Here is a 12,723-nt window from a genome sequence, read left to right on the forward strand (position 1 = left end):
CACTCTTAAATTACACGTTATGGATAACCGACACTGGTCGGCATTTATTGTTATTAGATTAAAAACAGAGATAAAAAAGAGCGCGATCCCACCGGGATACGCGCTCTTGTATGGACCAGTTAAACTTCTTCAAGCTCTCTGGCTGGAACCTGCTGGCTGACATCCACTGGCTCGACTTCTTTCAGCCGTGCGGTAAAGTGACGCAGTACCGGCGGTTCATATGTAAATTCCAGCCCTTTCACATTCGCGGCATTGGCTTTGACCTTTTCAAACGCTTCAATGATGAAATCCATGTGCGTTTGCGTGTAAGTGGCACGAGGAATGGTCAAACGTAACAGTTCGGCCGGGCACGGTAACTGCTTGCCGGTCGCCGGATCACGCCCTTGCAGCATTGAACCGATTTCAACCGCACGAATCCCCGCAACTTTATACAGTTCACACGCCAGTGCATGAGCCGGGAACTGCTCAGCCGGAATATGCGGCAGCAACTTACCGGCATCCACAAATGCCGCATGGCCACCTGCCTGTTGGCATACGACACCAATGGCTTCCAGGCCATCCACCAGATACTGCACCTGACCAATACGATATTCCAGCCAGTCCTGACGCATCGCATCATGCAGCCCTACAGCTAAGCGCTCCATCGCACCGCCTTCCAAACCGCCGTATGTCGGGAAGCCTTCCTGCACAACACAAAGGGTGCGGCATTCGTTGTACACATCCAGCATGGATTCATCTTTAAAACACAGCAGGCCGCCCATCGGTACCATGGCATCCTTCTTCGCCGACATCGCCAAACCGTCTGCATACTTGTAGCTTTCCAGGGTGATCGCTTCGATGCTCCAATCCTGATAGCCCGGCTCACGCTGCTGGATAAAATATGCATTCTCAGCAAAACGGGCAGAATCCATAATGACCGGAATATCGTATTTGCGAGCGATTTCGTACACGCCTTTCAGGTTGGCAATCGACACCGGTTGCCCCCCTGCAGAGTTACAGGTGATGGTGCTGACAATGTAAGGAACATTGTCTGCGCCTGCTTCCAGAATGGCCGCTTCCAGTTTCTCCAGATCAAAATTCCCTTTGAAATCTGCATTAACACCCGTATCAAAAGCTTCTTTGATGTAGACGTTTTTGGCAACACAGCAGTTAACCTGAGTATGCCCTTGGGTGGTATCGAAGAAGTAGTTCGACAGAGCAACCATTTTGGTGCGATCCAACCCTTTTTCTTTCTCACGTTTTTTTATCAGGACCGGGATATAAATCTGCTCAGCACCTCGTCCCTGGTGTGTAGGAATGGTCAGGTCATAACCGAAGATTTCCTGCACAGCATTAGCCAGCGCATAATAGCTACGGCTACCACTGTAAGCCTCATCACCACGCAGCATCGCCGCTTGCATATTTTGAGTGACGGAGCCAGTGCCACTGTCGGTCAACAGGTCAATAAATACATCTTCACTGTCCAAAAGGAACGGGTTCATACCGGCTTTTAATATAGCCTGATCACGATATTCACGTGTAGTACGCTTTACTGGCTCAACAACACGAATGCGAAATGGTTCAGGAAGATGTTTAAAGTTTTCCATGATGTTTTCCTATTTTAAATATACAGTGACCCTGTACTGAAAAATAAACAATCAGCACTGAGAAAATTTTCAATAAAATCTTAGGGTGATTACGAAAATAGATGGCGTAATACCCAATAGATGATTTGGTATGATTTCTGTTTATTTAATATCGGATGTAAAGTTTTCAAAAAAATACATACTGATGCATATATTCATATTAGAAATGAACATCAGGCGCATCAGCCTCAATGCTGAAGCCTATAAAAACAGACACAACAATGAGTTACACAAAAGCCAAAGGCACTTTGACTTTACAACAGATATAGAACAAACAATCGCGTACAGGCCGTACGCTAAAGAGGCTTATTTAGCAGGAAAGAAGAAGGCAATTTTATGATCGAGGGTAAACCAGTCACTCAGTATCATTAATGTATCCATAACAACACCTATTTGAAATAAATGATTTCAAATGAAAGAGAATCCAATTTTCTTATCAACCATTATGTACAAAATTATTAAAACGTCTTTACCAGTGTTATTAAATTGAGATATTGATAACAAAAAATCGGCAAAACGAATATTTATAAAATTTATCGCTGACAAAAACACTATCGGTTAGTTTCACGACTTTCCGATAATAAATAATGTTCACTATAAGCATGGAGTTATCACCACCCTGTGCCTATCACAGCGCGATCAACCGCTGGCTATTAACCACACGTCTTTAGGCACAAGCACAAGCAAAAACAATAGGCAAAGAGCCACAGTTAAGAAGATAGAGATAAATAGATGTATAACAAGAGAGATACAAAAAGAGTAACCGCCAGGCTCATGGCTACCTGAACTGAAACACCTGCACCAACGTCGCCCAGCACTAAGCAACAGCAGGTTTGCGCAGATAATACCGATAGTAACCTAGCAGGTTACTGCTGATAAAGAGGACTTCCATCACCACAGCTGTCGGTGAGCCAACTAAATAGTTATGTAGTAACCAAAAGCTGGTGCCAACAATCATCAACTCTCGCAGGCGTTTATCATCTTGACTAAAAGCCGCCACGGTCTGAAACACCGAACCCAGGCAGCTAACCACGCTGGTGATTCCGGAAAAAGTGAAGCCAGTTGCAAGCACTGACGCCAGACAGAATAAATATTTCAGTCCGGAGGAGGTAGTGAACATGCTGACCAAATAGCGAACCGTTGCAATCCCCATCAGGCAAGCGGCTGTCCATTGCTCAAGTAACACAAAATGGCTGGAAATCAAAACGCCGGCACAGAACAGGCACGCAACAATATGCTTTCTCTGCTTGAACTGAAATGACATCAGGTCAAAGACAATCGCAACCGCCACCAGAATCTGAGAAATAAGGAATAGCGACACACAGCCTCCTGCGACAGTTTTCCCGCGGGAAATGCCGCGTTACGTTGGATAGACACTCACAAAGACGCTACCGTATCTCATAACTTACGGTAAATGAAACCACTGACAGCATTATTTTGCGTGTCACCGATCACGAAACGGCAAGTACTGCCTTTATGCCCTGTTATTCAGCACACGACATAGTGGTCGATCAGGCATTCGATCGTGTTTTTGACAAAGGCGTACATCTCTGGAGAACGAGACTGGCTTGGCCCCGCAACGTTCAGCACCTTCACGTCATGACGAAGCGTAAAGGAGTGGAGTACCTTAGCCGCAGTGTCGGCCGAGACCAACGACGTATCGATTAGCTTGTATGGCGTTTTGCTTTTTATACACAGATACAAGGTTAACTCACTGCCACCGAGGACATCCGAGTCGTAGAAAATCACCGTTGCATCAGAATGTTGAATATTTGCTTTGGTTCGTTGCCGATAGCCCCCATCCACTTCGATCAATGGATAGACCGTAGGATCCAAATTGATCTGTGACTCACGCCCCTGGGGACAAAAACCGCCAACCGGAAACTGTTTGCCGATAGCCGCATCCAAAGCTCCGATATCAGCCCCCGACTGGCCACCACTTATTATTTTCTTCATTCACTACCTCGCAATGCAATCCACCCCTTGCACGGCTACCCTATACGGTGCTTCAGCACAAACACTGATGCGGTCAGCCGTCCATACTCAATACAGAATCAGATGCAAACTCAGTTAGAGCCTCAAAGCAGAACAACAGGATCCCGTATCGCCCATCCCTCATTTTTGAAAGTCTTGGTGTCACACCAACTTTCTCCAATACCACATCCTCATTAAGATGAGCGTTAAAGAGGATATGTCGGCCAGAATATGCAACCGAATTAGATAAATCTTATCCGAATAACACAACCAGACTGCCCGTCCGCAACAAAAAGCCATCCATTTCAGAGCCAGATATTCTCTTTTTAACAAGTACAGATTACTGGACAAAACTGTAAATCAATTAGGTAGTTAAACAAAACCACGCTTTTATCACATCTAAATACCAGATACGCAACCGGCTCTTTGCCTCGCATTACCCACCTGATAGACAGCGATTAAACATGGTTTATTAGCACCACTGAAAAATGAATAAATATTGAATAACACCACCGATCTCGAGTTTAGAAAAACTAAACACAGAATAAAGAAAAACTAAAATAAAACAACTAAACTACTGATTTATATGGATTTATACATAGAATAACCACAAAAATAACAATGTTAATTTAGTCAAAGTAAAAAAAGGCGATATTGATATACTTAAAAAAATGCATTTTCAAGCGATTTTATAACTCTTTGGTAACCATCCGCCATCGATCACAGATAGCTCACCATATGCTGCCTTTTTACTAACAAGTATGATACTTGTTTCCCCGTTGTTTTAATTCTGTTTAAAACATTAACAACTCTGAAACCCTAGAAACTACAAATAAGAATAAACACTAAGATTGGTTGATTAACGACCAACGAGGAGACAAGAAGGTCATGTGGAACATACTTAAAATCGCAAGTGCATTTATCGGCATTATTGTCGGAGCTGGATTTGCTTCAGGGCAGGAAGTATTACAGTACTTTACCAGCTTCGGTCACTGGGGAACGGCAGCAGCAGTCGTCGCGACAGCACTCTTTGCTTATCTTGGCATGATGCTGACAATGCTGGGATCCCGTACTCAAACAATGTCGCATAAGAAAGTGATTTATCAAATCAGCGGCCGCGTGGTGGGTATCATTGTCGACTACGTTATCATCTTCACTTTGTTTGGTGTGGGTGTGGTAATGATTGCAGGTGCCGGCTCACTTCTTAACCAACAATTTGGTTTACCCGCTTTTACCGGTAGCGTCGCACTGACCGTACTGGTCGCTTTGACGGCGATGATGAATGTCAACCGCGTCGTTGCGATTATTGGCAGTATCACCCCATTCCTGATTCTGGCACTGATTGTCATCTGTGTTTACAGCGTACTCACCATGGACAAATCCTTTGATGAGTTGGCACCAGTTGCAGAGAGTGTTCAGTCCACCCTGCCACACTGGTTTGTTTCAGCCATTAACTATGTTTCGTTCAACCTGGCCGTAGGTGCTGCAATGGCACTGGTCATGGGCGGTGCAGAAAAGAATGAAAAAATTGCTAAACTCGGTGGTCTGGTTGGTGGGGCCGGTGTAGGTGTACTGATTGTCCTGAGCCATCTGGCTCTATTCTCGAAAATTGATCTGATCGCTGACTACCCAATGCCACTACTGAAAATCATCGATATGATTTCCCCAGCACTGTCTACTTTCATGACATTCATCCTGTTTGGCATGATCTTTAATACCGCTGTCAGCATGTTCTACGCCTTCGCTGCCCGGTTTGTATCCATGAAAACCAAGAAGGCCAACCAGTTTATTTTTGCCACGCTGGCTGTCGGCTTTGTTGCCAGCTTCGCAGGCTTTACCCAGTTGGTTGCCATCTTCTACCCACTGATTGGTTACCTGGGGCTCTTCTTGGTCGGCGCCCTGATTTACGCACCATTTAAACTACGAAAAGACGAAGCCAAACTGCAGCGTCCGGCGTTTATTACTGACTAATCTCAGCGCACTTTCGCTGCAACAACTCACTTTCCCCTACAAAAACCGCTGCATATGCAGCGGTTTTACCTCATTCATCTTCGATTAATCTTTGCCCTAAGGTGCAATAATGCTTGGACGCCCACAAAATTAACTGCGAAAATGACATCGTCATTCCTTAGTAGACATTAACATCATGAAACTTTTAGTTCGCAACCTATCACGTTCCACCACAGAGCAAGAAATTCGTGTTTTATTTTCAGAACATGGGAAAGTTACTTCATGTAATCTGGTGCTAGACCAAGTTACAGGCAAGTCAAAAGGATTCGCTTTCCTTGAAATGCCCAACCAAGATGAAGCTAAAGCCGCTATTGCCAAACTAAACCTTACCAGTTTTGCCAAAAGCACAATTCGGGTAAAAGTAGCGAATTAATAAACAAGGCCGTTTGGTGCAGAAAATCAGCGCCAAAAGCAACACCTATGAAAACCATCAGACTAGAAACGTAGACTCTAGTCTGTTTTGCCCTTTACGCTTAACGAACAGCAAAAGTATCTCTTTTTTATTAAAAATATCTATGTGATAAAAAAGAAAATATAACTAGCTATTTTAAAATCTACCTGTATAGTGTGCTTTGGCTCTTAGATAAAGAGTTGTTAATGTCACATTTAGTGCAAGTTTCTTCTCAGATAACTTTCGATACCCTTCGTATAGACCTGCGTCAACTTTCTCTTCATAGATCATTCAATAGCTTATGCTATCAGCCGCATACTAATTTAATTATAAAAACTCAGAGGTATCTATGTCTGATAAATTGACTGGTTCAGTAAAATGGTTCGATGAAACTAAAGGTTTTGGTTTCATTACTCAAGACAATGGCGGCAAAGACGTATTTGTACACTTTAAAGCAATTGTTTCTGAAGGTTTCCGCTCTCTGCAGGAAGGCCAGAAGGTAAGCTACCAGGTTGAGCAAGGCCAAAAAGGTCTGCAAGCCGTTCAAGTTGTTGCTCTGTAAGCAACCAACTAATTAAAAATGGTTTAGCTTATTGTTTAGGCTAAACCATCAACTCAAAAAGGAAAACATGTCCAGACGTACAGGTCGACAACGGCACTGGTACCAGCTAACACGTACCAATAAAACACTTTTTAATCAGGAAATAAATCATTAAAGTAAACTTTCATCTACTCGCCGACAACAAATCTTGGTCCGCTGAATTAAATCAGCTCAATAGTGATATACTTCAAAGACATATCCACCCATTCATTGCTATCAGCGCTTATCTTCTCAACTTTGAATACTGCGAACAAACGCAATCCGGTTCGATTCTGTCTGAGAAAGGCTTAAAAGTAGGCATTTTTACCGTTTCCTAATCACACTCAATCACCCCTGTTAATGTTGGAAAATCCAAATGGCTAAAAAAACCAAAGCAAATGATAAACAAGAAAAAGCCCCCGACAATTCACAATCACAACGTCAAACACCCAGGCGTATTGAAGATATCCTGGAGCAACGTAAATTTGATAAACAATTTGAATTTTAAAATTTAAACCTGTTAAATATCATCAGTTTTTTATTCAACAGACTGAAACCACCAAGAAAGTAAAACTTATTACGTTTCAATATATTAATAAAATATCACTGGTTTTATTTTCAAAAAATATGGCGCTTTTAAAAGTCCCTTATCTATCTGGTATCAATATTTTAAATTCAATTTTAAGACAGCAAGCATACTGCTTCTCTCTTTTAAGGTGTTTTTTGAAATCGGACTGACTAATGATAAATAGTCACCGCCCTACTCTGTTATGAGCACTAGTCATAAAAAAAGCAGGGTTTTACTTTTGACGATGACAAGCACCGTCAAAAGTAAAACCCTGCCCAATTATTGAGGCTCAGTTCAGAGGTCAGCTACTGAGATTCTCTCAGCAGCGATCAAGTCCCCGTTATGCCTGAGGTGGGGTACCTTCACCGTTAGAAACCACGGCATCAATTTGTACCAACGCATCCATCGCAATTTCAGCGACACCAACAGTTGTTCTTGCTGGCAGTTCGCCCTCAAAGAACGTCGCGTAGATTTCATTTACCGCCTCAAGATCAGCGATATTCTTCAGCTGAATGTTAACTTTAACAATATCGTCCATAACGTGGTCAATACTTTCCACGATGGCTTTGATGTTGTTCAGGCACTGTTCTGCCTGCTCTTTAGCACCACCAGCAACAAATTCACCCGTTGTAGGATCAAGCGGTAATTGAGCAGCAATATGGTTGTAATGAGAGAACGCAACCGTTTGAGTATATAGTGCGCTTAGTGGCGCATTTTCAGTATTGTTTGCTTTGATAACGATACCATGTCGGTCTTCCACCTCTTGTGGTGGTGTGCCATCACCATGTGACACGACAACATCAATCTGGACCAGAGCATCCATTGGCAGTGCGGCAGCCGAGACGATGGTACGGGCAGGAACATAAGCCACTGTTCTCGCGATCGCCGAATCTGGGAAGAACGTTGTATACACTTCGTTAACGGCATCGATATCAGCAAGGTTTTTAAGGAAAATATTTGCTTTAACAATGTCGTCAAAAGGAACATCGATACTTTCTAAAATAGCCTTGATATTTCTCAGGCATTGAGCGGCTTGTTCTTTCACACCACCAGCAACAATCTCACCGGTTTTCGGATCGACAGGCAACTGAGCTGAGATATTGTTGTAATGAGAGAAAGCAACGGTATGTGTTGAAACTGCACTTTTTGGTGCATTATCTGAGTTTCTGGCAAGTTTGATAAGGTCACATGGCTCTTGCGGAGCAGTCCCTTCACCGTTAGAAATAAGTGCATCCATTTGCACTAATGCATCGCCCATTGGCAAAGCGGCAACAGCGACAGTGGTACGGGTTGGAAAATAATTCTGGAAGAAGGTGGCGTACACTTCATCGACTGCATCAATATCTGAGATATTTTTCAGGAAGACATTGATCTTAACAACATCGTCCATCACATGATCGATGCTTTCCACGATAGCTTTAATATTTTCCAGGCACTGCTTCGCCTGCTCTTTTACGCTGCCGACAACGATGTTACCCGTTTTTGGATCAACCGGTAGCTGCGCAGAAATATTATTATAATGAGAAAAAGCAACTGTTTGTGTAGATACAGCGCTTTTTGGCGCATTGTCAGTATTTCTTGATAGTTTAATGATACCGCCAGTCATATCGAAATTTATCCTTATTATTGGTTCAGAGATTCGTATCTATCTTTATTAGATTTATCTGATTAAATGTTTAAAGCGAGGCAATAGTAAGTGAATTAATTTCAGGCAAATGTGATAGACATCAAAGTATTTTCTCGCGACAATGCTCACTTAATCAGGATAAATAATCACTTTACGACTAATTATCCGCAAAAACTGAAATAATCTGGCTATAAAAAACATTTTTTTTCGAATGATTCGTCAAAGGTGAATATTATCTCAGTAAGCCAATTACGCTATCAGACCAATTTTGCCAAATTCTGATAATTTGTTCACACTACGACACTGAAAATTTATTGATCCCCTTTATCAATGTGTCTTTTCCTTCGTTTAAACTGCATAAAATCCCCGAACATTTTCCCTGATTTTTTAAAACAAAGAATGCAGTGATTTATAAATGAAATTATATGCTTATACCTTTAACCAGACGTTATCTTTTAACACCAACTTTATAACTTTTCCGTTACACTATAGATGACTGTATTGCAGACTGTCCCCACGATTCCCAAAATATTAGCCATGACATATTCCGGTATGAATAACATTTAAAATCTGAAGAGATAGGAATGTTTACGATAATAAAAATAAATAGATTGGTTATTCTCAATAGAGAGATCGTCTAGGAATAACTGATAGCGGCAAGAATGAGCACGACATTACGGTTGAACATCGTGATGACTTTAAAACGGCAGATGCAAAAAAGCCGCTGTAAACAGCGGCTTTTTTAGAATGTGGCGGAGAGATAGGGATTTGAACCCTAGATACGCTATTAACGTATGCCGGTTTTCAAGACCGGTGCTTTCAACCACTCAGCCATCTCTCCGTAAGTGCGACGTATACTAATCTCTCCTGGAATAGCTGTAAAGCCTTTATCTTTCCCATGCCGTCCAAGCGCCTGATTTTACATCAATCAGCCTCTTCCCCCATCACATTGAATACGCATAGAACAGTCTATTTTTCAATGCGTTAAAACAATCTATGCGACGCTTTTTCATCACAATTTACTGCTGCTAACGAATTCTGTTTATTTCGGAATCAATCTCTTAGTTTCATATTCACCAGAGTGCATTTTAACTTTCTACTGGTATAACACCCCGCTTCAAATTATTTAAAAATCATAACGTTATAAACATGAAAAAGAATTTATTCAGACATTCAACATTGGCTGTGTTGATCGCTTCAGGATTATTGGCCCAACCGGTTCTCGCCGCACCGACCTGCCAGATAAACAAAATCAATACGGCCGAACAACCGTTCACAATTATTGAGCGGGCAGACAACGAATGTCGTAACGACTGGTTTTCAGCCCCGCCAGATACTCTGAACAGCTTGTTCAGTGAAGCCACCATTCAGCAAGCGCAACAGCAACTTCATCGCCATGTCCAAGGCTACCGAGGCGAAGATGTTCAGGCACTGGCGATCGAAAACCTGGGGGAGTTCATTCGTGCCGCCTACTATGTGCGTTACCAGCATCAGCGCCAATATGGCGACTATTCTGAGGCTCTGGACCTGTCTCTGGCTCATACCATCAATACGTTTCTGCTTTCCCCGTACGCCGCTCTGACCGGTGAGCAACAAATCGGCGCGCTGAAAAGTATGACAACCATGGTGGATAATATCCGTCAGTTACCATTAACCATGGCCAATCAGTTACCTTTACTCGACCACTTTACCCGTCAAACTGCAGATAATCTGCAGTTTGTCGAGGCTCTGAACAACCTGTTCCGGGCAATGAGCGGGCACATTAGCATCACCACGTTTTACGATGATCTGGCCGCGCACCCGGAATACCTGACTCAGTTGCATCAGTTTATCCTGACCAATGATTGGGCGCTGGAGACTCGTGCTGATTTTATTGTGACCAATGCCGCCCGTGAAATGGGACGCTTGCTGGTTACACCTCATGCTGATACCCGTCAGCAAGTCCTGACTATTCTGGAAGACTTACTACACCGCTACCCACTGGGCGGAAAGAGCGACAAAATGTGGGTCGGCATCGCGGAAATGATTAACTACTTTGCCCCGGAAAAAGCCGCCGAGCTGGGTCTGACTAATGCTAAGCGCGATCTGGAAGCAAGCATGATGCCGCTGCGTTTTGCCTGCGACGGCCCGGCGATCATTCGCGCTCAGGCGATGACGGAAGCGCAGGCAGCAGAGGTTTGCCATATCCTGGCAGATAAAGAAGCGTATTTTCATCAGGTGGCAGCGACAGGCAATCAGCCGGTGGCTGATGATTTGAACAGCACGGTAGAGGTCGTGGTATTCGACAGCAATGCAGATTACGTCAGCTACTCCAATTTCCTGTTCGGTAACACCACCAACAATGGTGGTCAGTATCTGGAAGGAAACCCGGCAGAGGCCAACAATCAGGCCCGCTTTATTGCCTACCGCAACGAATACGCTGACGGTTACAGCATCCTCAACCTGGAACATGAATATGTGCATTACCTGGATGGACGCTTTAACTTACACGGCGATTTCGGTGATGTCCTGCGCCACGGTCATACAGTCTGGTGGCTGGAAGGTTTTGCGGAGTACATGCACTACAAGCAAGGTTACAGCGATGCCATTGCCCTGGGTCGGTCCCAGACATACAGCCTGACAGAAGTACTGGCTACCACTTACGATCATGATGTCAATCGTATCTATCGCTGGGGTTATCTGGCTGTCCGCTTTTTTATGGAAAACCACCCGGGTGAAGTTAACTCGCTCTTGGCTCTTTCCCGTCAGGGACAGTTCCGCCAATGGGCAGACACCGCAAAAGCGCTGGGTGAGCAATATAATGAAGAGTTCCGTCAATGGCTGCTCACGGTTGAAGATACAGGCTCGAACCCGGATAACCCAGGAGAACCAGAGCAGCCAGGTGGCAAGGACGTGTCAGCACTAGCGTTCAATACGCCAATCACCCTGGCAGGCGAACGACATAGCGAGCACCTGTTTTTTATTGACGTTCCACAGCACACCACCAGTATGAAATTGGCCATCTCCGGTGATGGCGATGCCGACCTGTTCGTCAGCTACAACCGGGTAGCCCACTATTATGATTACGATGAAACCGCCTTTTTTGATGGCAGTAATGAACTGCTATCTCTGACCGCAGAGGAAGATGGCTTTATCAAACCGGGTCGCTACTACGTGAGCGTCTCTGGACGGGAAGCATTCCATGCCGTTACCCTGACTGCGTCCGCTGAAATCAATGATCCGGCCGATCAAGGTAACCAGCAACTACCGCAGGGTGAAGACGATCTGACCCCAGTGGTATTGCAAGCCGATCAGCCGCAAACATTCAAGGTTCACGCCCAGCGTTACCTGGCCGTTCCTGTTTCAGAGGCAGGCCAAACCGTCCGCGTCTGGGTGACACCAGTCAATGCCACTGAATCGTCTTCACAAAGTGATGTTAATCTATACGCCGCTCAGGCTCACTGGCCGACCACCGAGACCCATGATCGGGCATCGGCTTACTCCGGCAGTCAGGAGTATCTTGAACTGACCGCAGACAAGGCCGGGTATATCCATCTGCTGATGACAAATCAGGGCCACACTGCCGAAGTCGAAGTATACGTCGCAGTGCAGTAGGTCTGTTGTTCACCAGGACTTAGCGCACAACCACAGTATTGAGCCAGATGCTTTCCTGCTCACAGGCATTGTTCACCCTCGCTGAAGGTAATTCGCGTCAAGCCACAAAAACAAAGGGCTGCCAGTCAGCCCTTTTATCCTCATCAGTGAGCAGGCAAAGCTCAAGAGCCAGTCATAACACTGCCGCGTAATCTGATGGAAAAAACAGCATCAAATGATGAAGAAACAACCAAAATCAAACTACGCATTCCGGCGTATTTTTCATTTCAGATATCCAGCACAAAAAAATCGAATTTTGGGCTGTCAGTCATTCCTTCAAAACCGCCTGGTTTCGTTGAAAATAGCCGCATTCCG

The 12,723-nt window shown here is 44.2% G+C and carries 10 protein-coding genes and 1 tRNA gene; 5 read left to right on the forward strand and 6 right to left on the reverse strand.

The features are described from left to right. Positions 1-119 precede the first annotated feature (119 nt). The 4 genes from tnaA to PGW97_RS22795 form a co-directional block, all read right to left on the reverse strand. Entirely contained in the window at positions 120-1,586 is a 1,467-nt protein-coding gene (gene tnaA / locus PGW97_RS22785; RefSeq protein ID WP_273859926.1) for a tryptophanase, read from the reverse strand. Positions 1,587-1,931: 345 nt separating this feature from the next. After that, positions 1,932-2,006, reverse strand: a complete 75-nt coding sequence (tnaC, locus tag PGW97_RS25235; RefSeq protein WP_084712641.1) for a tryptophanase leader peptide — start codon at positions 2,004-2,006, stop codon at positions 1,932-1,934. A 436-nt stretch (positions 2,007-2,442) separates the two neighbouring features. Further along, positions 2,443-2,946: a YgjV family protein gene (locus PGW97_RS22790; RefSeq protein ID WP_207103825.1), complete on the reverse strand. Its 504-nt coding sequence runs from the start codon at positions 2,944-2,946 to the stop codon at positions 2,443-2,445. A 167-nt stretch (positions 2,947-3,113) separates the two neighbouring features. Then, entirely contained in the window at positions 3,114-3,581 is a 468-nt protein-coding gene (locus PGW97_RS22795) for a YpsA SLOG family protein (RefSeq protein ID WP_273859927.1), read from the reverse strand. Positions 3,582-4,487: 906 nt separating this feature from the next. Here PGW97_RS22795 and PGW97_RS22800 point away from each other — a divergent pair. The 4 genes from PGW97_RS22800 to PGW97_RS22815 all read left to right on the forward strand — a co-directional run bounded on the left by PGW97_RS22800 (position 4,488) and on the right by PGW97_RS22815 (position 7,088). Then, positions 4,488-5,570, forward strand: coding sequence for a YkvI family membrane protein (locus PGW97_RS22800; RefSeq protein WP_207103827.1), 1,083 nt, complete (start codon positions 4,488-4,490; stop codon positions 5,568-5,570). 175 nt (positions 5,571-5,745) lie between these two features. After that, positions 5,746-5,982, forward strand: a complete 237-nt coding sequence (locus PGW97_RS22805) for an RNA recognition motif domain-containing protein (protein ID WP_047886214.1) — start codon at positions 5,746-5,748, stop codon at positions 5,980-5,982. A 367-nt stretch (positions 5,983-6,349) separates the two neighbouring features. Next, complete coding sequence (cspE, locus tag PGW97_RS22810) at positions 6,350-6,562, forward strand: transcription antiterminator/RNA stability regulator CspE (RefSeq protein ID WP_047886215.1); 213 nt, start codon at positions 6,350-6,352, stop codon at positions 6,560-6,562. A 394-nt stretch (positions 6,563-6,956) separates the two neighbouring features. After that, on the forward strand, positions 6,957-7,088 hold the full coding sequence (locus PGW97_RS22815; RefSeq protein WP_273859928.1) for an adenosine deaminase: 132 nt from the start codon (positions 6,957-6,959) through the stop codon (positions 7,086-7,088). 400 nt (positions 7,089-7,488) lie between these two features. Here the strand turns inward: PGW97_RS22815 and PGW97_RS22820 are convergent, their stop codons facing one another. Together PGW97_RS22820 and PGW97_RS22825 are read right to left on the reverse strand one after the other, a co-directional pair. Then, a complete protein-coding gene (locus PGW97_RS22820) occupies positions 7,489-8,754 on the reverse strand; it encodes a RidA family protein (protein WP_217393317.1) in 1,266 nt (421 codons plus the stop codon). Positions 8,755-9,525: 771 nt separating this feature from the next. Next, a tRNA-Ser gene (locus PGW97_RS22825) sits at positions 9,526-9,616 on the reverse strand. Between the two features lie 308 nt (positions 9,617-9,924). Here PGW97_RS22825 and PGW97_RS22830 point away from each other — a divergent pair. Further along, positions 9,925-12,369 carry a M9 family metallopeptidase gene (locus tag PGW97_RS22830; protein WP_273859929.1) on the forward strand — a complete coding sequence of 815 codons (2,445 nt, stop codon included), beginning with the start codon at positions 9,925-9,927 and terminating at the stop codon, positions 12,367-12,369. The last annotated feature ends 354 nt before the right edge of the window (positions 12,370-12,723 follow it).

The organism is Photobacterium sp. GSS17, assembly GCF_028621875.1.
Lineage (GTDB): Bacteria > Pseudomonadota > Gammaproteobacteria > Enterobacterales > Vibrionaceae > Photobacterium > Photobacterium ganghwense.